The sequence below is a fragment of the Synechococcus sp. MVIR-18-1 genome (genome assembly GCF_014279835.1).
Classification (GTDB): Bacteria; Cyanobacteriota; Cyanobacteriia; order PCC-6307; family Cyanobiaceae; genus Synechococcus_C.
This window is the reverse complement of sequence record NZ_CP047942.1, coordinates 1824695-1844278: the sequence shown is the minus strand read 5'-3', so window position 1 is coordinate 1844278 and position 19584 is coordinate 1824695. Positions and strand designations below refer to the sequence as shown.

Below are 19584 nucleotides of genomic sequence, written 5' to 3'. Positions count from 1 at the left end.
AGACCTGTAATTAGGGTGCCGTTTGAGATCAAATCGCTAGTTTACAAAAATAAACCATGCGATTAGGAGGAACAGTCGTTGACTTCATCGGCAACAGTTCCGATTCGTTTGCGTCTAGCGCAGCTCTCTGCTCACCTGGTCGTGGCTCTGATTGCCCTTGTGGTGATTGGAGGCGCAACCCGTGTGATGGAGGCAGGGCTGGCCTGTCCTGATTGGCCTCTTTGTTACGGAAGCCTTCTGCCCGGGCGCCAGATGAATCTCAAGGTGTTCTTGGAGTGGTTTCACCGCCTTGATGCTTTTGTTGTAGGCATCGCGCTGCTGGTCCAACTCGGTGCCGCCTGGTTCTGGAGGAAGGACTTACCCCGATGGTTGCTGCCGCTGTCGTTCCTGTTGGTTCTCTTAGTGGTTCTTCAGGGCGGTCTTGGTGCTCTGACCGTGCTTCAACTGCTCCCCTCCGCGGTAGTCACAGCCCATCTCGTTCTGGCTCTGACCTTGGTCATTGGGATGAGTGCACTGACACAAAGACTGCTGCACTCAGGATCCAAACGATCTGCAGCACCTCGCTGGTGGCCCTTGCTCGGCGGAATCAGCCTTGCAGCCGTTTCAGGCCAGTGCCTTCTCGGAGGACGGATGGCAACTTCATGGGCAGCCCAACGCTGCTTACAGGAGGGTCAATCCTGCCAATGGCTCCATTGGCATCGCAGTGCAGCAACCCCAGCGGCCGTCTGCGTTTTGCTGTTCGTTACCACAGCTCTGATCGCCGGCGGCTGGGCTCGTCAGCAATGGCCTCTGCTCATCACAGCCATCCTCCTGGTCTCAACACAGATTGCTTTGGGTGTTTTCACCTTGCGGCTTGGTCTGAGTCAGCCCGCGGTGACCGTGTGTCATCAACTCGTTGCCTGTCTGCTCGTGGCCGTTCTCGCGGCTCTCACCTGGAGACGCCCCTCAGCAACCGACTCCCCTCTCACGATCGCTCGCGATTCTTCAACCCTGGAGCCCTGTCATGGCTAGTTCAGCTTCCGTTGCTCCAATGCCCCCATCCCTCACAAGAGAGGAGGTGGTGCCATCTCGCAAGAGAATCAAACTTCCCCCCTGGCTTGAGGTTGCCAAACCAAGGCTGATCCCTCTTCTCCTCGCCACCACGCTGGGAGGCATGGCGCTCACAGAAGGCTGGCCCCTCTCGTCACCAAGGCTGGCATGCACCCTTGGTGGTGGTGCGTTAGCGGCAGCCGCAGCAGGAGTTCTCAACTGTTTGTGGGAGCAAGAGCTAGACGGACGCATGCTGCGCACAAGCGGTCGAGCACTTCCCTCTGGACGGTTGTCTCCGTCCGCGGCCTTTATTGGGGCAGTGTCCTGCACGCTCGCTGCAGCTGCTCTTCTTGTGAGCGGGGTGAATTGCCTTGCGGCTGGACTCTCCCTTTTAGGGCTCTGCAGTTATGTCCTGCTTTACACCGCACTTCTTAAGCCCCGCACCACACAAAACATCGTGGTTGGCGGTGTTGCTGGCGCCATCCCACCCCTGGTTGGAGCGGCTGCAGCAACAGGCCACATCGGCCTAGGTGGATGGTGGCTTTTCGCGCTTGTGATGGTGTGGACTCCAGCCCACTTCTGGGCACTAGCCCTGCTTTTGCATGACGACTATCGCGCCGTTGGGATTCCAATGCTCCCAGTCGTCAAAGGGCCTTTAGTCACCACGAGGGCGATTCGACGCTACGGATGGGCCACGATCGTGCTGAGCTTTTTAGGCATTTGGGCCTTACCGGAAGGTGGTGCCTTGTATGGGCTGCTAATCCTTCCCTTCAACGGTCGCCTTTTGCAGATGGTGGAGCGTCTCGCTGCTGAACCCAACAATCGAGATCGCGCCAAGGGGTTGTTTCGTTGGTCAATCCTTTATCTGTTCGGAATCTGTCTCTTGCTTGTCATGAGCCGAATGTCTGGTTCCGCTCAGTTTGATCTGCAAGTGAGGGCCGTCATTGACATCCTCGCGGGCGGATTTCTTCCTGTCGCTTCCTAGATTCTTTACTCTCGCTTGAGGACGGTTCCATGTCCCTGATCGTGCTCGATCACCTGGAAAAGTCTTACGGGACGATTCCAGCGCTCAGGGACTTGAGCTTGCAAGTCCCTGAAGGATGCCTGTATGGCTTGCTGGGACCGAATGGTGCTGGCAAAACCACAACACTGAGAATTCTTGCCACTCTGCTGGCTCCAGATCTTGGCGATGTCCGCATTGCTGGTCTAGATGCCTTGAAGGACCAACGGGACATTCGACGCCTGATTGGTTACGTCGCTCAAGAGGTAGCGATTGACAAAATCCTCACCGGGCGAGAGCTCCTTGAACTTCAAGGCGACCTCTATCACTTACGACCGAAGCAGAGGAATCAGCGGATCGACGAGCTGATCGAGATGTTGGGCATGGATCCCTGGATCGACCGTCGATGCGGTACCTATTCCGGAGGCATGCGTCGTCGACTTGACCTAGCGGCTGGCCTCTTACATCGCCCCCAACTCCTCATCCTCGATGAGCCCACCGTCGGACTTGACATCGAAAGTCGAGCCGTGATCTGGAACGTGCTCCGTGACTTGAGGGACCAGGGCACAACGGTCTTGCTCAGCACCCATTATCTCGAGGAAGTGGAAGCACTCGCAGATCGAATGGCGATTATTGATGCCGGAACGGTGATTGCAGAGGGAACTCCAAACGAACTCAAGAAACGTTTGGGAGGAGATCGGGTCACCTTGCGTGTGCGTGAGTTCAGCAACGAGCAGGAAGCAGAGACCATTCGCGACTTGCTTCAACCCCTTGATGGCGTCCAAAACATTGTGATTAATCGTTCGCAGGGCCACTCTCTGAACCTTGTGGTGGATGGAGAACAGGTTCTTCCTCGACTTCGCCTTTGTTTAGAAGAAGCAGGGCTTCCCGTGTTTGCACTGGCCCAAAGCAGGCCCAGTCTTGACGATGTTTACCTTCAGGCCACAGGACGAACCCTGATGGATGCCGAGCTGGCCATTGCCGGTCAGCGTGATCCGAAGCAAGAGCGCAAGCAAGCCATGCGGTAACGACCTGCTTTCACCATCCGATTTCCATCAGTGCGCCCCATGACCACACCCCTTCTTCAGATCGATGCGAGTCAAGCGTCCTCCAGAGGAGCTTTGACCGAGATCATCCAGGAAACGACGGCTCTAACGCGTCGCCTCTTCGTGCAGCTCAAACGGCGTCCATCCACGCTGATTGCCGGCGTTCTACAGCCACTGATCTGGTTGATTTTGTTTGGAGCTCTGTTCTCTAAGGCTCCAGAGGGTCTATTGCCCGGCGGCATGAGCTACGGGCGTTTTCTGGGGGCTGGAGTGATTGTGTTCACAGCCTTCAGCGGTGCACTCAATGCAGGGCTTCCGGTCATGTTTGACCGCGAATTTGGCTTTCTCAACCGACTTCTTGTTGCGCCATTAAGAAGTCGAAGTTCGATTGTCTTCGCTTCGGTGATTTTCATCACCACGTTGAGCCTCGTGCAGAGTTTGGCGATCATGGTGACAGCGGCATTGCTCGGCTATGGATGGCCTGGAGCTGGTGGTCTGTTGCTCGTTCTATTCACCCTGCTGCTGTTGGTGTTTGCCGTTACGGCCTTAAGTCTGGGTTTGGCCTTTGCCTTGCCTGGTCACATTGAGTTAATTGCGGTGATCTTTGTCGCCAATCTTCCTCTGCTCTTTGCAAGCACCGCGTTAGCACCTCTCAGCTTTATGCCTGTGTGGATGGGCTGGCTAGCAGCCCTAAATCCCCTTACCTTCGCGATAGAACCAATTCGAGCAGCCTATGCAGGCCCTCTCGATCTTTCACTGGTTCTTTTGGATGCACCCTACGGATCAGTCACGGGACAGACCTGCTTGTTGGTCTTGACCGGGCTCACCGTGGGACTGTTTCTCCTCATCCGACCACTGCTCAATCGAAAACTCTCTTGATTCCGTGTCTGTCTCTTCGTTTCAGCCCCTGAACCCCCGCCAATTAGACCTGCAACGTCGCTTGCTGGTCGCCAATGAATTAAGAGAAATCTCCCTGATCGCGCAATTAGAACTGCAGTGGGTGCATCGCTATGGGGTGAGCTCTCTTCCCCAGCGAACGGTAGAAGCCACCCCGGACGTTCTCCCCTCTCCCATGCCTTCAGAGGAGGAGCCAAAGATCCAAGGGTTGTCCATCGTTAGTGATCCAACCGTCGCAGCCGAGACACGGGTCCTACACGTGGCACCCCTTCCGAGTGACTCCAATGAAGATGAAACTGGGGTGATTGAAGACTTAGCTGATCGTTCTTCCAATCCGCCACTCGCAGTCGCACCACCTCCGATTGCACTCGGTGCTCAGCGCTTTCGTCGCTGGATGGTGGCGTCCTCAGCAGTCCAAGATCTACAGGCATCCTGAGGACTATGCCCGTCCCATCCCGCACCCAACTTCAGGGTGGTTTGATCGTATCCGTTCAGGCTCCAGAAGGATCTCCCATGCGGCATCCCGATGTGATTGCGGCCATGGCTGAAGCCAGTCTTCGCAACGGAGCAACTGGTGTGCGCCTCGAGAGCCCAGAGCACATCGGAGCTGTACGCAACCGCTGTCCTAACGCCCTGATCATTGGCCTATGGAAGCGCACCTTTCCAGAGAGCTCGGTCTACATCACTCCTCGCTGGGACGACATTCAAGCGGTCTGGGCAGCCGGTGCTGACGTCATCGCCCTCGATGCCACGGCGCGCCAAAGGCCAGGGAAGGACGACCTTGCTGCACTTATTCAAAGGTCAAAAGAAGACCTTGGAGCACCACTCATGGCCGATGTGGACTCCATCGAGAACGGCTTGATCGCGGCATCACTGGGATGCGAATGGGTGGGCACCACCCTCTATGGATATACAGAGCAAACAGCACAACTAAATCCCCCCGGCTACGGATTGATCTCGCCTTTGAGAGCGCAACTTTCCGACCAAGTGACGTTGATTTGTGAGGGGGGCATCAAGTCGCCAGATTCAGCGTCCCAGGCCCTTGAGCATGGAGCCGATCTCGTTGTCGTTGGCACGGCGATTACTGGCGTCGACCTCCAAGTGGCCGAATACCTCAAGACCTTGAACAGGCAGAGTGGGTGAGTCTCACAAGACTCAGGCATGTTGCTTAAATTTGCGTTTCCTGTCGTCCTCAGCGGTGCCTTCTTCGGACTGCCCATTGCAGGGTTGCCGATGACAGAACTACAGGCCCTTAATCGAGAGTTGGGGAGACTGTGCAGCCAGCCGCCCCGTGAAGCTTTATCGGTGTGCCGAATCCACGCTCGACTGGTGGGATCCCTTTAAGGGATCCCAATCCTGGAATTACATCATTCCCATACCGCCCATGCCGCCCATGGGATCCATCCCTCCCATACCGCCCATGGGGTCACCACCGCCACCTGCAGGAGCAGGGGGCTCAGGCTTATCTGCGACCACAACTTCAGTGGTCACCACCAGCGATGCAATCGAGACCGCATCCTGAAGCGCAAGACGAACCACCTTGGATGCATCCAGAATTCCGGCACTCATCAGGTCTTCATAGGTTCCGGTGAGCGCGTTGAACCCCTGTCCGCTATTACGGACGCGATCCACCACCACATCACCGTTAGAGCCTGCATTTTCAGCGATCTGACGCAGGGGAGCGCTCAGGGCACGCTGAACGATTTCCACCCCAGTCTTTTGATCACCTTCCAACCCAGAGGCCAGGACATCGAGTTCTGAGGCGATGTGCAGAAGGGTGGATCCACCTCCAGCAACAATGCCTTCCTCCACAGCGGCACGGGTGGCATTGAGAGCATCCTCGATGCGTAGCTTGCGGTTTTTGAGTTCCGTCTCTGTCGGGGCGCCAACCTTGATGACGGCCACTCCTCCAGCGAGCTTGGCGATGCGCTCGTTGAGTTTCTCTTGGTCGTACTCCGAATCCGTGTTCTCGAGCTCGCGCCTGATCGAGGCAACGCGGTCGCTGACGGCATCTTTGCTGTCATCACTAGCCACGATCGTGGTGCTGTCCTTGCTGATCGTGATCCGGCGTGCCCGTCCTAGGTCCTCCATCGTCACCTTGTCGAGGGTCATCGCCCTGTCTTCACTGATGACTTGACCACCAGTGAGCACTGCGATGTCAGCAAGAGCCGCCTTACGACGCTCGCCAAACGATGGGGCGCGCACTGCAGCCACCTGCAGCACCCCTCGGTTCTTATTAACGACCAGGGTTGCGAGGGCTTCCCCATCCACTTCTTCAGCCAAAATGACCAAAGGGGAGCCTGATTTCTGAACCGTTTCCAACACCGGCACCAAATCGGTCACCGAGCTGATCTTGCGATCGGTGAGCAGCAGTAACGCATTCTCGAATTCACAAATCTGGCGGTCACCATCGGTGACGAAGTAGGGGGAGCTGTAGCCGCGATCGAAGGCCATGCCCTCTGTCACTTCAAGCTCAGTGGCCAAAGACTTGGACTCCTCAACGGTGATCACACCGTCAAAGCTCACCCTGTCCATGGCCTCGGCAACCATGCGACCCACCTCTTCATCACCGCCGGAACTCACCGTGGCGACCTGGCGAATCGCATCTCCGCTCACGGACTGACTGCGCTGATTCAGGCTCGTCACCACTGCAGCCACAGCTTTTTCCATGCCCCGGCGCAGTTCGATCGGACTGGCACCAGCAGCTGTGTTACGAAGCCCCTCCTCGACCATCGCCTGGGCGAGCACGGTGGCCGTTGTGGTGCCATCTCCTGCTTTGTCCTTGGTCTTGGACGCCACCTGTTGGATCAGCTTGGCGCCAATGTTTTCGAACGGATCTGCAAGTTCGATTTCTTTGGCGATCGTGTCACCGTCATTGACGATGTCGGGCGAGCCGTAGGACTTCTCGAGCACCACATTGCGGCCACGAGGTCCGATCGTGACCCGAACGGCATCAGCAAGAGCATTCATGCCTCGTTCGAGGGACTCCCGTGATTCGTTCGAGAAGCTGAGAAGTTTGGCCATAGTGAACTAAGCCCGAGGGTCAATCCCCTCCAGCGTCTACGACCACCCACTCCTCTCGGAAGTGGGGAAAGCCGAATCCATCGACCAACAGCGCAAAGGGGCTCGTTAATGTTTAGGAATGAAGGATTCCGGCGCGCTGTTCTTCGTTTTCATGTCTGCGACCGCGGCAACCATGACATTGGTCTATGTGCCATTGCGCATTTATCTCACAGCGACGGATCGCAGTCGGAGATTGAAGTTGCTTCAGCGCATTCGCCGCTTAAGAGAGGAGCTTGGTCAGCCTCTCCAAAGCTGAACATCAACTCATCACCATCCCACCGTCCACCTGCAGCACCTGTCCCGTGATGTAGGCGGCAGCGGGGTCAGCAGCTAAGAACCTCACGGTTCCAGCCACCTGATCTGGGGTCCCAAACCGTCCCAAAGGAATAGCGGAAAGGATGGCGTCCGCCTCAAGATCTTTTGTCATATCGGTGGCAATGAAGCCAGGTGCAACAGCATTCACCGTGATTCCCCGGCTCGCCATCTCTTTCGCGCTGCTTCGCGTGAGTCCCACAACGCCGGCTTTGGCTGCTGCGTAATTGGCTTGTCCGGCGTTGCCCATCAGCCCAACCACCGAGGTGATGTTGATGATGCGACCACTCCGCTGCTTCAACATTGGGCGTGTCACGGCCCTTGTGCAGAGGAAGACTCCGGTGAGATTGAGATTGATCACCGCCTGCCAATCCTCGGTTTTCATCCTCATCAACAAGCCGTCCCGCGTAATCCCCGCGTTATTCACCAGCACGTCAATGCGTCCACTACGCGTCAACACAGTTTTGAACAACTCTTCGACTGAAGCCTCATCGGCGACGTCGGCCTGGAGGGCATAAGCGGAGCCTCCATTGGCCTGAATCTCGGCAACCACTGCCTCAGCCGCGTCTGGAGAACTGGCGTAATTCACCACCACTTCTGCGCCCTCACCGGCCAAAGCCAAGGCCACTGCACGACCGATGCCACGGCTTGCACCGGTGACAAGGGCGATTTGACCGTCAAGAGAAGCGGATGAACTCATGAACGCTTGTTTTTACGATCGTGTGATCGTAGGGATCGTTTGCCCCTTCAGTCATCAAGGTCGGCTAGACGCCCCGCATCGTTTCAATCGTGTCGATGGCATCACCCAGCAAATTGCGGAATAACTCCAGCTGCTTCTGGCTGCCCATCACCACAAGAAGTTGACCAGGACCAAGCCGTTCTTCCCCGCTGGGATTTCCCTTTAATGCGCTGCCGTCACGGATGGCCAGCACCATGGCCCCACTGCGGCGGCCCAGCTGGAGCTCCGACAAGCTCTTGCTAGCCAGATGACCCACAAGGAGTGGATCACGACTTAACCGAAATTCTTCAATTTCGAATTCAGACCCAGACAATAGGTCCATAAAATCCACCGCCAAAGGCCGAAGCGCTGTTGCTGCCATCACCCTGCCCCCAGCGACGTAGGGACTCACCACAACCGTGGCTCCAGCAAGTTCAAGCTTTGCTGCCGCTTCCTCGCTATCAGCACGAGCGATGAGCCGGCATCCAGGCTCCAAGCCTCGGGCACTGAGGGTGACATACAGATTGGCGGCATCGCTAGGCAGAGCCGCCACCAGGCTGCGACAGCGATGGAGTCCAGCCTCAAGAAGGGTCTCATCGAGAGTCGCGTCAGCCTGGAGCACGGGCAAACCGCGTTCCTCAGCCGCCTGCCGACGAGCCGAATCCATCTCCACAACCAGCACAGGAACGGTCTCCAGGAGCAGCTGTTCGGCAATCTCCCGGCCAATGCGGCCATACCCGCAAAGAATCACATGGTTGTTCATACGCCGCAGCTTTCGGCGAAAGCTCAATTCCCGCAGCTGGCGGAAGTATCCAGATTCTGTCAGGCCAAGAATCTTTTGAATCGAGAGCTGCACCACCACGATGCCCCCTGCCACGATCAAAACCGTCACCAGCCGTCCGGCCTGGGAGAGGGGCTCCACTTCTCCGTAACCGATGGTGCTGATCGTGATTAGCACCATCCACAAGCAATCACCCCAGTCCCATCCCTCCGTGATCCGGTACCCGATGGCCCCGCCCAAAATCACGATGGTTAGAGCGACAACGGGTAACAGCCATGGCCTGGCCAGCTGGCGTAGCTGAGGGCGATAAAACTGAGCGGGATAGCGCTGAAGCCGACGGCGTTGTTGCGATCTCCGTCGTGGCCTCTTCATCAGAAGCCCATCGCCTGCAACACATCCGCTTCAGAGAGGGATCGGAGATCGTCATCGCCAAGATGCCGAATCACATCCCGCTCCGGCAGTTGATCGTCAGATAGTCCCAGTGCAACCAATGGCACTCCGCAAAATGCTGCCAACAAACTGGTCACAGCACAACTGGTCAACACCACGTCGGCACAGGCAATCTGAGCTGCTCTCTCTGAAAGCGCGCTGTTGTCTTCGAGCTGAATGGTTCGCAAACCTGGAAGCTTGTCTTTGATGGTGAGCGGCAATTGCTTCCAGCGTTCTGCTGGCCAATCTCCCGGGGTTGCCGCGGGTTGGAGCAACAACAACGGACCATCTCCCTGTGGCTGCCGTTCGCGCGCGCTGTTCATCAACTCTGCAGGCAAGCTGATCCGAAATGCCCCGGCATCCAAGCTGAGACCAATCGGAGCCAGAAATCCTGAAAGGCGTTGCGCACTCCAGCCTTCAGCCTGGCTGGCCACAGCCGTAGAAGCAAATCCAGCTTCTGAAACCCGCGTCGGGATATGGCTCATCGACAGCATCAGGTTCACCTGCCGCCCTTCAGCAAAATTGAGGCAAACCTGGAAATCAGGTTCTCGGACAGAGCCAAGAAGATTGGCCCAATCGGCCATGGTCAAACTTGCAGAAAAATCAAAGGGAATGATTTTTTCGACCGAGGGCAGCAACGTCCACAGCGATCGGTAGACAGGGGAACAGGCCACTTGGATCGAAGCTCCAAGCTCGTTGGCACAGGCTGCTATGGCAGGCATACGCTCAAGCTGCTGTTGAGCTGTTCCTGGGCTTAAAACGAGAAGGCGCATGAAACAACAGCACAAGTGGTGCGAGCTGATTGTATGGAGGCCGTTTCAGGTTGCTGAATACAGGAGTCGCTTATGCATCTGTTGATCGCAGCCGCTGGTAGTGGGCGGCGGATGGGGGCAACCCGCAACAAGCTGCTGCTGCCGCTCTCAGGACAACCCGTACTGGCATGGACACTGCAAGCAGCTTTTGAAGCTGAGACGATCGATTGGATCGGCATCATTGGTCAGGAGATTGACCGTTCCGCGATTCTTGCTCTCGTTGAAGGCGCTCCCAAACCCGTCGCTTGGATTGCCGGCGGAGACAGCCGTCAGGAGTCAGTCGAACGGGGATTGGCCGGGCTACCAAACCAAGCACAACACGTGTTGATCCATGACGGAGCCCGCTGCCTCGCCTCACCCGACTTGTTTAACCGCTGTTCAGACGCCGTTCGCGGCGGCAAGGCGGTGATTGCAGCGACCCCTGTCACCGACACGATTAAACAAGTGGACGAATCAGGCCTGATCACAGCGACCCCGAATCGCGCAGAGCTGTGGGCGGCCCAGACTCCGCAAGCCTTCTCAGTGGATGAACTCCGCCAAGGTCATCGTGAGGCCCGCGCGAATGGCTGGACTGTCACCGATGACGCCTCCCTTTACGAGCGCTTGGGATGGCCGGTCAACGTTCTTGATGCTGGTCCTTCCAATATCAAAGTCACGACCCCTTTTGATCTCACTGTGGCTGCTGCGGTGCTGGCTGAACGCCAGGGTTAGCCCCCACGCTCAAGACACCCTGATCGCCATCGAGGGTCGCGATCGCACCAACCGGCAACGCTGCATTCCCCCCCGGGCCGTGCCCCACAAGCAGATTGGCCACTACCGGGATTTCCAAGTCTGCAGTGCGCTCTCGCAACACCTCCTCCAAGCTGAAACCACCCGAGTCCGACTCGTGATCGCAGCCCAGGAATCGACCGAAGCCAAGACCGGCAAGCGATTGCAGCAGTCCGGCTAATCGCCACTGCGTGAGCATGCGATCAATCCGATAGGGAGCTTCGCCGATGTCTTCGATAACCAACACAACTCCACTCAGATCCGGCAGGAAAGGAGTCCCGATCAAATGGGAAGCCACCGTTAAATTCAGCGTTAACAACGGGCCAACCGCTACGCCTCCCCGCCAAGACACCCCTTGAAGATCCGGCAGAGGATGGCCAAAGAGCAGATCATGCAGACGCCGCTGGCTCCACTCGGGTTCATCGGCGAGGGTCGTAATTAAGGGCCCATGGACCCCACCGCTTACACCTGCTGCCATGCGAGCGCAGAGCAGGGCGGTCACATCTGAGAAGCCCAGCAACCATCCTTGCTGCCAAACGAAGGGGCGTTCCAACAGCCTGGCAGCGCCCCAACCACCGCGAGCGCAAGCCAAGAGGGGTGCATTGGGAACCGCTTGAAAATCACTCCGACGTTCGTCATCCCGTCCGGCCAGATAGCCCCAGCGCCTTTGGCTGATCACATCCGGACGGATTCGCAATCCCCAGCTGTCCAGGATCGAGATCCCTCGCAAAAGGTTGTCTGTGTTGTCAAGTGCAGAGCTGGTGGCCACGACAGCCACCTCATCACCCCTCTGAAGAGGGGATAGCAACCACTCAGACCGCTCGGTGTGGTGCATCAACCCAGCCGCCCGAGAACGAAACCCAACAACAACAGTGCGCCCAAGCGCACCTGGTGACTGAAATGAACGCCATACGCCGACATGGGCTGCTGCTGAACGCTTTTGAGCGCTCGGGTTGCACGCTGCATCCCGAAGGCCACCACCAACCAGAACGGCCAGAAAATGACTCCGATTCCTGCAAAGGAGGCGGCAACAGCAAGGGCCAGCATCGAGAGCGCATAGGTGACAGCCACCACGCGCAATGCGGACGAGCCAAGACTCAGTGCGCTGCTGTTTAGAGCCATCCGGGCATCATCCGGACGATCCGCCATCGCGTACACCGTGTCAAAAGAAAACGTCCAAAGCAGGGTGGCAAGCCAACAACCGGCCAAGGGCCAACCCCCATTAAGAGCTCCGGTTTGAGCGGCCCAAGGAATCAACACCGCGAAACCCCAACACAAGGCCAAGACCGCTTGGGGGTAGGCAAACCATCGCTTAGCGGACGGATAGATCAAGATCGGCGGCAGGGCGAGACAAGCCAGCAATAGGCAGAGGTTGCGCACGGAATTCGGCAAGCTCAGCACCACGATCAAACTGATGATCAGCAGCACGATCAAAGCAACGACGGCCTGTCCAACACGCAAACTTCCTTGCGCAAGTGGACGCTGCTTCGTGCGTTCCACATTGCGATCGATGCGCCGATCCCATAAGTCATTGGCAATACAGCCAGCCCCACTCACCGCCAGGCCGCCAAGCACGATCATCACCACGAGGGTTGCTGAGGGCGGTGCATTCGGAGTAAGCCAGAGACTCCAGCCTGCTGGAATCAGCAAAATCAGTCTTCCGCTGGGTTTGTTCCAACGCAACAGGGCAACCCATGGAGCCAGGGTTTGAGAAAACAACATGCGCTTGGCGGAGCTGACTGACAAAAAGAACTCCAGTTGTTGAACCTTAAGCAGAGGTTCTTGCTGTCTGTTTAGGGCAAAGTGGATGGGCTTTCAGCACGGTGCTTCAAGTGACAGCAGGGCCGAGCGTTCAAAAGGGTCGAGCCTTGCGAAAGATTGCCGCGATTGATATCGGCACCAATTCCACCCACCTTCTGGTGGCCTCTGTTGATCCTGAGCTACGAACCTTCAGCATCGAATTAGCTGAGAAGTCAACCACTCGGCTAGGTGAAAGAGATCCCGAGACCGGCAACCTCTCAGCGGCCGCCATAGAACGCGGGCTCGAAGCGTTGCGTCGTTTTCGCGAGCTCGCTCTAAGTCATCAGGTTGAACAGATCGTGACCGCAGCCACCAGCGCGGTGCGTGAAGCCCCGAATGGTCGAGACTTTTTACAAGAAATTCAGAATCAGTTTGATCTCGAAGTTGATCTTGTCAGTGGACCAGAAGAAGCTCGTTTGATCTACCTAGGCGTGCTCTCAGGCATGCCTTTTGGAGACTGTCCGCATCTTGTGCTGGACATCGGCGGCGGATCCACAGAGTTGATCCTTGCGGATGGTCGTGATGCTCGAGCACTTACCAGCACAAGGGTTGGCGCGGTGCGACTCCAGCGGGATTTTGTTGAAGCTGACCCGATGCCCCCGCAGCGTCGGACCTTTCTTCAAGCCTTCATCCAAGGCTCATTAGAGCCTGCGGTCAACAAAGTGTTGAGACGGATCACCCCAGAAGAAACCCCAGTCATGGTGGCCACCAGTGGCACCGCGATGGCCATAGGAGCCCTGGCCGCCAGCGAGGAAAATCGCCCACCGCTGAAGCTTCATGGCTATCGAGTCAGCAAACAACGCCTCGACAAGGTTGTGGATCGCTTGGTGGTGATGACACCGGAGCAACGCAAAGCGCTGGCACCCATCAATGATCGGCGCGCGGAGATCATTGTTCCAGGTGCCTTAATTCTGCAAACCAGCATGCAGATGTTGGGAGTGAATGAGCTGGTTCTGAGTGAACGAGCCCTCCGCGAAGGCCTCATCGTTGATTGGATGTTGCGTCAGGGCCTACTAGAAGACCGTTTCAGCTTTCAAAGCAGCATTCGACAGCGCACCGTGATCCATCAGGTGCAGCGTTTTGCCGTCAATCAACAACGAGCCGAGCGTGTGGCCTCCCATGCACTCACTCTTTATGACTCCACCAAACACCATCTGCATCGTGATGATGGCTCAGGCCGTGACTTGCTATGGGCTGCAGCAATGCTTCACGCCTGCGGCCAACACATCAATCTCAGCGCATATCACAAGCACTCCTGGTATCTGATTCGCCATGGCGAGCTTCTGGGCTATTCAGAAGCGGAACATTTGATGGTGGCTGCCATCGCGCGCTATCACCGCCGCAGCCTTCCCAAAAAAAGGCATGAGTCTTGGCAAGCGCTTCAAAGCCGTGATCATCGACGCACGGTCTCAGAGATGGCCTTGTTGCTCAGATTGGCGGTTGCCCTCGATCGACGTCCAGAGCCGGTGATCAAAAGCTTGCTGGTCAAAGTCAAAAACGAAGATCTTGTCCTGGAATTAGTCGGAGAACAGGCTGATCAGGATTTGAGTCTCGAGCAGTGGAGCATGGAAAGCTGTGCCCCCATTCTCAAGGAGGTCACCGGTTTAAATCTCAAGCTCAAGGTTCAGGAGTGAGGGGGTACCAACGCAACTGATCGATGCTGCCCAAGACACGAGGAGAGTCATCCCCGTAACTAAATCGGACCAAATCAGGTCGTCCCGCGAAGACTTCTAGACCCTGCTCGCCCTCAAACCGTTTCGGTTCATTCAGAGTGCCCTCAAAGATCACCTCCCCGCTTCGATTGCGGACAGAAACCCAGCTCGGTTTTGAACTGACAAGCACAATCGCTCCTGAACTCTTGTTGTCACCATCAACAGGAACGTTGATGTCTGAATTGTTGTCTCTGGCTGGAGAGGGCTGAGGCACAGGTTGGTCCTGCGCAGCCACGGTGCTCACGGCTGCTTGTTGCTGACGGTTGCCACGAAATGCAATGGCGCTAACCGCTGTCACTCCAACAAGAAGCAAAAGCACAGCTGCACTGCTGATCCAGCGACCCTTCGGTTGGGAGTCCTGCTTGCCTTGCGCTGGATCTGAAAAACCGGAGCGCTCGCGACTCACACGCTTTGCAGGCGCCCCCTTCATCTCAGGAAGCTGAGATTGGAATTGTTGAACCAATGGAGCGGGATCCAATCCCAATTTCTGCGCGACTCTTCGCAGCATCGCGCAAATAAAAACGGGTTCTGGCAGGTTGTCCCGATCTCCATTTTCTAACGCTGCAAGCTGCTCTTTCCCCATATGGAGCGAATCAGCAAAAGCTTGGCAAGTCATCCCTTGCCTTTCCCGCTCTTCCCTTAAGACTCGGCCAAGTGAAGCGAGGTCGTCCTGACGGGAGTCTGAATGATCGATAGCGTCCCTAACTTCAGACATTCCATGCATTTACCGATAAGAAATTTTAGTTGCGTTTCGCCAAACTGTCAGAGAAATCAAATTTTCACATCGTCAATAAACGAAGTAAATTTGAAATCAAGAGAATAAAATGGGCGATACTGGATTCGAACCAGTGACCCCTTCCGTGTGAAGGAAGTGCGCTACCACTGTGCTAATCGCCCCGAATGCAAATCTTAAACCACAACGGGGAAGCCTGATACTTAATGACTAGGGCGGAATAGGTGATCGTGGTCTGGCGAGTAAAGCTTTGAGCGCTGGCGACCTGCCTTCAACGCTGGACTTACGACATAAAGCGTGGTCCGGATCAGATTTCGCTCTCGAGAGATCGCCGCCATGCGCTCCAGCGGGACGACTTGCAGCCATTCATCGGGCCAACTCACACGGTGACCGATCGCAACCGGTGTATCAGGCGAATAATGCTTCAACAATGTTGCTTGTACCTCCTCAACATGGCGAGCACTGAGGTAGAGGCAGAGCGATGCCTTGAGGCGAGCAAGATTCTCCAAACTCTCCGTTTCCGGAACCCCAGTGCGGCCACCAGCCCTCCCTAAAACAATGGTCTGAACGAGCCCAGGAATCGTGAGTTCAGCCCCTAAAGCTGAAGCGGTTGCCTGATAAGCGCTGATTCCTGGAACCACATCGACAGAGATCCCAGCATCGTTTAAGCCACAAATTTGCTCTGAAAGCGCTCCATACAGGCAGGGATCACCGTCATGAAGACGAACAACCTGCAGGCCTTTTTTGGCACGATCAATCATCAGTGGGAGCACATCCTCAAGCGTGAGCGTGCTGCTTCGGATCGTTTCGCAGTGATCAGGAGCTAGAGCCGCAATCTGAGGCGAAACCAAGGAGTCTGTCCAAATCAAAACCTGAGCAGACTGCAACCGGTTCTCAGCACGTCGCGTTAAAAGATCAGGAGCTCCGGGCCCTGCACCGACGATCGACACTGTGGTCATGAAGTACCTGGGGTGCGTAAGCCTGGATCAGGCAAAGACTTTCGTTTCCCGTATAGCCAAAACAAACCAAAGCCCGCAAGCAGCAGCAACGAGAGGCTCATCAACTGAGCAATCCTCAAACCACCGTCACAAAATGGGGGAACACCACCTAAACAAAGCGGGTCAATGCGCAGACCCTCAATCCAGATACGACCAAGGCTGTAAGAGAGCAGATAAAAGCAACTTAGAGCTCCCGACGGGAGGGAAAGTCGCCCGCTACGCCCCAATCGAAACAACGTTATCAACAACATAAAGACCACCAAATTCCAAATCGATTCATAAAGGAATGTGGGATGAAAGAATTCTGAATCAGCGAATATCTGAGGACGGCTTGAATAAGGAATGAATAATTTCCAAGGCAATTGGGTGGGAACCCCAAAAGCTTCTGAATTGAAAAAATTTCCCCAGCGACCGATTGTTTGGCCAAGAATCACGGATGGAACCAAAACATCGAGCAGATCCCAAAAGGGGACTCTCCGCCAACGACAGAACAAAATCACAGCGATCGTGCCCCCGATCAATGCACCATGGATCGCAATTCCCCCTTGCCAAATCGCAAATACATCCCACCAGGAGTTTTGATAGGAGCGCCATTCAAAGGCCACGTAGTAGAGACGCGCGCCGATAATGGCAGCCAACACAAGAATGGGGAGAAGATCGCTAATCAATCCCGATTCGAGATTTCTTTGCTTAGCCAACCAACTCGATAAATTGAGGCCAATGAGCACGGCAAGTGCAATAAGCAGCCCGTACCAGCGCAAAGTAATAGGCCCGAGCTGAAAAAGCACGGGCCCAGGTGATGTAAATACAGCGGGAATGATCACCTCGATCAGACGCCTTCTGCAGCTTGAACCTTCTCAATCTGCCTCTTTTTCAGAACCAGCATGATCTGAGCCAAAGCAACTGCTGCGAAGAACGCAAGCATGCCGTAGATGCGAACAGGATTTTGCAGAACGACTTCTGTATCAAGCTGACCGAATCCACCAACATTGGGATCGTCAGTGATTGGAGCACCAGCTTCAACGACATCGCCAACAGAGACCAGAAGGGCGGGGCCCACTGGAACGGTCTCTGTGATTTCAGAACCATCAGCAGACGTCACGGTGACCAGGCTTGCCCCATTGTCACCAGGCTCAATGGAACTAACCGAGCCTGAGGCCGGCGCCGTATAGACGGTGTTGTTGCTCTTTTCACCGGTTGGGTACACCTGGCCGCGGCCGCGGTTGCCACCAACGTGGATGGAGTACTTACCAAAACTGATGCTGCTATCGGTTGCAGGATCAGGGGCCAGCACTGGGAAGACAATCTCCTGATGCTCGTCACCAGGAATCGGACCAACCAAAATGATGTTGGGTTGGTCATCGCTGTACTCGCTGAAATAAACACCCTCTGTTTCTTCCTTGATCTCATCGGTCCAGCGATCCTGAGGAGCCAGCGTGAAACCATCAGGAAGCATCACAACAGCCCCCACTTGGAGGGGGACCTGACTGCCATCAGCACCGAGTTCTTGAACGCCGGTGTCGTAAGGGATCTTGACAACTGCCTTGAAGACGCTGTCAGGCAGCACGGACTGGGGAACTTCTGCCTGAGTGAGCTTTTGGGCCAGGTGGCAGTTCGCACAAACGATCTTGCCAGTGGCCTCTCGGGGAGAATCGTAATTTTGTTGTGCCCAGAAGGGATAGGCCCAACTTGCAGCGGGTGCACTGAAGACAGCAAGGCCGACGATCAGTGCGGCAAAAGTGGAAGAGAGCAGGCGACGCATGGGAAAGCGAGGTAGGGGAGAGACAGCAAAAAGGAGGGGCTGATCAGGACCACCAGGGCTTTTCGCCCGTCCGGAAATCGGTTTCAGTCCATTGGCTGACAAACACGTTGTCGTTGTCAACGCTGACATTGGCCAACGCCAAAGACAGAGGTGCGGGGCCGCGAACCACCTTGCCTGTGGCGTCGTACTGACTGCCGTGGCAAGGGCACATGAATTTGTTAGCACCACTGTTCCAGGGCACGACACATCCCAGGTGAGTGCAAATGGCATTAATGCCGTAGCTCCCAATCGCGTCAGAGCCTTCAACAATCAAGTAGGTGGGATCACCTTTCAAGCCTTGGACAAGACTGCGATCACCCTCTCCGTGGCTACTCAACCAACCGCTAGCCGTAACGGCATTACCGAGCTCGTCTTTGGCAGTGGTTCCACCACCACCCCCGGCAGCTCTGGGCGGGATGAAGTAATTCGCCACCGGATAAAGCGCACCCAGGGCCACGCCTGTGACGGATCCGAAGGTCAGCAGATTCATGAACTGCCTACGGCCCATACCGGGCACATCACTGGCTGGGATCTGAGTCATAGCTGACGCTCAATCGACACTTAATGAGGTCCATTATGGAGGGTAAAGGTCCCGTCAAGCTTTGCGACGACTGGACTTTTACATGATCCACTCAGCCGTTTCCGTGCTTGTAGACCCACCCATCGAACAATCCATCCCTCCATTGACAGTCGATGAGGTGATCGATCTGCTGCGGGAGCGCTGGCAAGCCAGCTACGACATGCAACTCGTTGTAAGGCGCAAGCGGATGTATCTCCAGGTGATGTGGGCCTATCTGGAGCAGCAATCCTTTCCTTTAAACGAGGAGGAGTACCGCACCCATCTAGCCCAAGTCTTGGACGTGGTGAATCGGCTAGGTCAAGCAGGCGCCGTGCGTTCGTGGTTAACCGACACGCGAGACCGTCCCCGACTCGGGAAAGCCCTCAGCCTGCAGCTGCAGGGGGAGGGGCGCCTGGAGGAGTTTCTGGTCTGAACCGTTCAACGGCCGCAACGAGAGCAACGCCAACAAAAAACAAGCCTGAAATCGCACCGGCTAGCAACGACATCGTGATCGGATCAGTGGATGGGGTCAGCACGGCGCCTGCCAGCGCAGCAATCAATACGACCCAACGCCAGGCCGAGAGCATCCGCTTCCAACGGACCAACCCAAACAACCCAAGCAACAACTGCAGAACGGGCAACTGAAACGCCAGTCCTGTGGAGAGCATCAGCAGAAGCACAAAATCGAGGTAGCGCTCGATCGACCAAATCGGCTCCACCACATCAGCCCCATAGCTCACCAAGAAACCAAGGGCCGCAGGGATGAGTGCCCACCAAGAAAAAGCAATTCCTGCGAAAAACAGCACTGCTGAACCCGCCACAGCGGGAGCGATGAGACGACGCTCATTCCGCGTGAGACCGGGCAAAACGAAGGCCAAGCCTTGATACAAAACGTAAGGAATCGCCAAGGTGAGCCCTGCGTAACCGGCAACCTTGAACGAAACGAACAGGAATTCTCCAGGCGCCAACTGAAGAAATCGAATCGATCCCGCTGGTTCCTCCAAGAGCCTCACCAGGGGTTTCACGGCGAGAAGGCATGCCAAAGCACCGAGCACAATCGCAATCAGGCTGCGAAAAACACGCTGACGAAGCTCCTCCAGGTGATCCACCAAAGACATTTCCACAT

General features: G+C 56.1%; 23 protein-coding genes and 1 tRNA gene. 11 read left to right on the top strand and 13 right to left on the bottom strand.

Annotation, left to right across the window (positions count from 1 at the left end; all coding sequences use genetic code 11):
• Positions 1 to 78: 78 nt before the first annotated feature.
• The 7 genes from SynMVIR181_RS09970 to SynMVIR181_RS09940 are packed head-to-tail and all read left to right on the top strand — an operon-like array spanning position 79 to position 5316.
• Positions 79 to 1011: a heme A synthase gene (locus tag SynMVIR181_RS09970; protein ID WP_186589132.1), complete on the top strand. Its 933-nt coding sequence runs from the start codon at positions 79 to 81 to the stop codon at positions 1009 to 1011.
• 19 nt (positions 1012 to 1030) lie between these two features.
• Positions 1031 to 2014 carry a heme o synthase gene (locus SynMVIR181_RS09965; protein WP_370593897.1) on the top strand — a complete coding sequence of 328 codons (984 nt, stop codon included), beginning with the start codon at positions 1031 to 1033 and terminating at the stop codon, positions 2012 to 2014.
• A gap of 29 nt (positions 2015 to 2043) precedes the next feature.
• Positions 2044 to 3057: an ATP-binding cassette domain-containing protein gene (locus SynMVIR181_RS09960; RefSeq protein ID WP_186589130.1), complete on the top strand. Its 1014-nt coding sequence runs from the start codon at positions 2044 to 2046 to the stop codon at positions 3055 to 3057.
• A 39-nt stretch (positions 3058 to 3096) separates the two neighbouring features.
• Positions 3097 to 3954 carry an ABC transporter permease gene (locus SynMVIR181_RS09955; protein WP_186523691.1) on the top strand — a complete coding sequence of 286 codons (858 nt, stop codon included), beginning with the start codon at positions 3097 to 3099 and terminating at the stop codon, positions 3952 to 3954.
• A 4-nt stretch (positions 3955 to 3958) separates the two neighbouring features.
• Positions 3959 to 4408, top strand: a complete 450-nt coding sequence (locus SynMVIR181_RS09950) for a hypothetical protein (RefSeq protein ID WP_186589129.1) — start codon at positions 3959 to 3961, stop codon at positions 4406 to 4408.
• Positions 4409 to 4413: 5 nt separating this feature from the next.
• Positions 4414 to 5115, top strand: a complete 702-nt coding sequence (locus SynMVIR181_RS09945) for an N-acetylmannosamine-6-phosphate 2-epimerase (protein ID WP_186589128.1) — start codon at positions 4414 to 4416, stop codon at positions 5113 to 5115.
• Positions 5116 to 5133: 18 nt separating this feature from the next.
• Positions 5134 to 5316 carry a hypothetical protein gene (locus SynMVIR181_RS09940; protein WP_186589127.1) on the top strand — a complete coding sequence of 61 codons (183 nt, stop codon included), beginning with the start codon at positions 5134 to 5136 and terminating at the stop codon, positions 5314 to 5316.
• A gap of 18 nt (positions 5317 to 5334) precedes the next feature.
• Here the strand turns inward: SynMVIR181_RS09940 and groL are convergent, their stop codons facing one another.
• Positions 5335 to 6996 carry a chaperonin GroEL gene (gene groL / locus SynMVIR181_RS09935; protein WP_186589126.1) on the bottom strand — a complete coding sequence of 554 codons (1662 nt, stop codon included), beginning with the start codon at positions 6994 to 6996 and terminating at the stop codon, positions 5335 to 5337.
• A gap of 151 nt (positions 6997 to 7147) precedes the next feature.
• Here groL and SynMVIR181_RS09930 point away from each other — a divergent pair, with 151 nt between their 5' ends.
• Positions 7148 to 7291 carry a hypothetical protein gene (locus SynMVIR181_RS09930; protein WP_186525734.1) on the top strand — a complete coding sequence of 48 codons (144 nt, stop codon included), beginning with the start codon at positions 7148 to 7150 and terminating at the stop codon, positions 7289 to 7291.
• A 3-nt stretch (positions 7292 to 7294) separates the two neighbouring features.
• On the opposite strand, the gene fabG is transcribed toward SynMVIR181_RS09930, so the two are convergent.
• The 3 genes from fabG to SynMVIR181_RS09915 all read right to left on the bottom strand — a co-directional run bounded on the left by fabG (position 7295) and on the right by SynMVIR181_RS09915 (position 10048).
• Positions 7295 to 8047, bottom strand: coding sequence for a 3-oxoacyl-[acyl-carrier-protein] reductase (gene fabG / locus SynMVIR181_RS09925; protein ID WP_186589125.1), 753 nt, complete (start codon positions 8045 to 8047; stop codon positions 7295 to 7297).
• Positions 8048 to 8111: 64 nt separating this feature from the next.
• Complete coding sequence (locus SynMVIR181_RS09920; RefSeq protein WP_255444249.1) at positions 8112 to 9218, bottom strand: TrkA family potassium uptake protein; 1107 nt, start codon at positions 9216 to 9218, stop codon at positions 8112 to 8114.
• Positions 9218 to 10048 carry a glycosyltransferase family 9 protein gene (locus SynMVIR181_RS09915; protein WP_186589124.1) on the bottom strand — a complete coding sequence of 277 codons (831 nt, stop codon included), beginning with the start codon at positions 10046 to 10048 and terminating at the stop codon, positions 9218 to 9220. The genes SynMVIR181_RS09920 and SynMVIR181_RS09915 overlap by 1 nt, the downstream gene beginning before the upstream one ends.
• 72 nt (positions 10049 to 10120) lie before the next feature.
• Between SynMVIR181_RS09915 and ispD the strand changes: the two genes are divergently transcribed.
• Positions 10121 to 10798: a 2-C-methyl-D-erythritol 4-phosphate cytidylyltransferase gene (gene ispD / locus SynMVIR181_RS09910; RefSeq protein WP_186589123.1), complete on the top strand. Its 678-nt coding sequence runs from the start codon at positions 10121 to 10123 to the stop codon at positions 10796 to 10798.
• Here the strand turns inward: ispD and SynMVIR181_RS09905 are convergent.
• Positions 10758 to 11690, bottom strand: a complete 933-nt coding sequence (locus tag SynMVIR181_RS09905; RefSeq protein ID WP_186589122.1) for an LD-carboxypeptidase — start codon at positions 11688 to 11690, stop codon at positions 10758 to 10760. The genes ispD and SynMVIR181_RS09905 overlap by 41 nt on opposite strands.
• Positions 11690 to 12577 (bottom strand): 4-hydroxybenzoate polyprenyltransferase, encoded by an 888-nt coding sequence (locus tag SynMVIR181_RS09900; protein ID WP_186590614.1) that lies wholly within the window; start codon positions 12575 to 12577, stop codon positions 11690 to 11692. The genes SynMVIR181_RS09905 and SynMVIR181_RS09900 overlap by 1 nt, the downstream gene beginning before the upstream one ends.
• A gap of 101 nt (positions 12578 to 12678) precedes the next feature.
• On the opposite strand from SynMVIR181_RS09900, the gene SynMVIR181_RS09895 reads away from it, so the two are divergent.
• The gene (locus SynMVIR181_RS09895; RefSeq protein ID WP_186589121.1) at positions 12679 to 14289 is read left to right on the top strand and encodes a Ppx/GppA phosphatase family protein; all 1611 of its coding nucleotides are present in this window, start codon (positions 12679 to 12681) and stop codon (positions 14287 to 14289) included.
• Here the strand turns inward: SynMVIR181_RS09895 and SynMVIR181_RS09890 are convergent.
• From SynMVIR181_RS09890 to petC, 6 genes are all read right to left on the bottom strand, one after another.
• Positions 14273 to 15082: a helix-turn-helix domain-containing protein gene (locus SynMVIR181_RS09890; protein ID WP_186589120.1), complete on the bottom strand. Its 810-nt coding sequence runs from the start codon at positions 15080 to 15082 to the stop codon at positions 14273 to 14275. The two genes, SynMVIR181_RS09895 and SynMVIR181_RS09890, sit on opposite strands and share 17 nt — an antisense overlap.
• A gap of 110 nt (positions 15083 to 15192) precedes the next feature.
• Positions 15193 to 15264 (bottom strand) — tRNA-Val (locus tag SynMVIR181_RS09885).
• A 39-nt stretch (positions 15265 to 15303) separates the two neighbouring features.
• Complete coding sequence (gene cobM / locus SynMVIR181_RS09880; RefSeq protein WP_186523701.1) at positions 15304 to 16059, bottom strand: precorrin-4 C(11)-methyltransferase; 756 nt, start codon at positions 16057 to 16059, stop codon at positions 15304 to 15306.
• Positions 16056 to 16922 carry a prolipoprotein diacylglyceryl transferase gene (gene lgt / locus SynMVIR181_RS09875; protein ID WP_370593844.1) on the bottom strand — a complete coding sequence of 289 codons (867 nt, stop codon included), beginning with the start codon at positions 16920 to 16922 and terminating at the stop codon, positions 16056 to 16058. The genes cobM and lgt overlap by 4 nt, the downstream gene beginning before the upstream one ends.
• 5 nt (positions 16923 to 16927) lie before the next feature.
• Positions 16928 to 17860 carry a cytochrome f gene (petA, locus tag SynMVIR181_RS09870; RefSeq protein ID WP_186590612.1) on the bottom strand — a complete coding sequence of 311 codons (933 nt, stop codon included), beginning with the start codon at positions 17858 to 17860 and terminating at the stop codon, positions 16928 to 16930.
• A 43-nt stretch (positions 17861 to 17903) separates the two neighbouring features.
• Positions 17904 to 18440: a cytochrome b6-f complex iron-sulfur subunit gene (petC, locus tag SynMVIR181_RS09865; RefSeq protein WP_186589119.1), complete on the bottom strand. Its 537-nt coding sequence runs from the start codon at positions 18438 to 18440 to the stop codon at positions 17904 to 17906.
• A gap of 82 nt (positions 18441 to 18522) precedes the next feature.
• Here petC and SynMVIR181_RS09860 point away from each other — a divergent pair, with 82 nt between their 5' ends.
• Positions 18523 to 18891: a DUF3067 family protein gene (locus tag SynMVIR181_RS09860; RefSeq protein WP_186589118.1), complete on the top strand. Its 369-nt coding sequence runs from the start codon at positions 18523 to 18525 to the stop codon at positions 18889 to 18891.
• On the opposite strand, the gene tatC is transcribed toward SynMVIR181_RS09860, so the two are convergent.
• Positions 18842 to 19576, bottom strand: coding sequence for a twin-arginine translocase subunit TatC (tatC, locus tag SynMVIR181_RS09855; RefSeq protein WP_186525601.1), 735 nt, complete (start codon positions 19574 to 19576; stop codon positions 18842 to 18844). The two genes, SynMVIR181_RS09860 and tatC, sit on opposite strands and share 50 nt — an antisense overlap.
• Between the last annotated feature and the right edge of the window lie 8 nt (positions 19577 to 19584).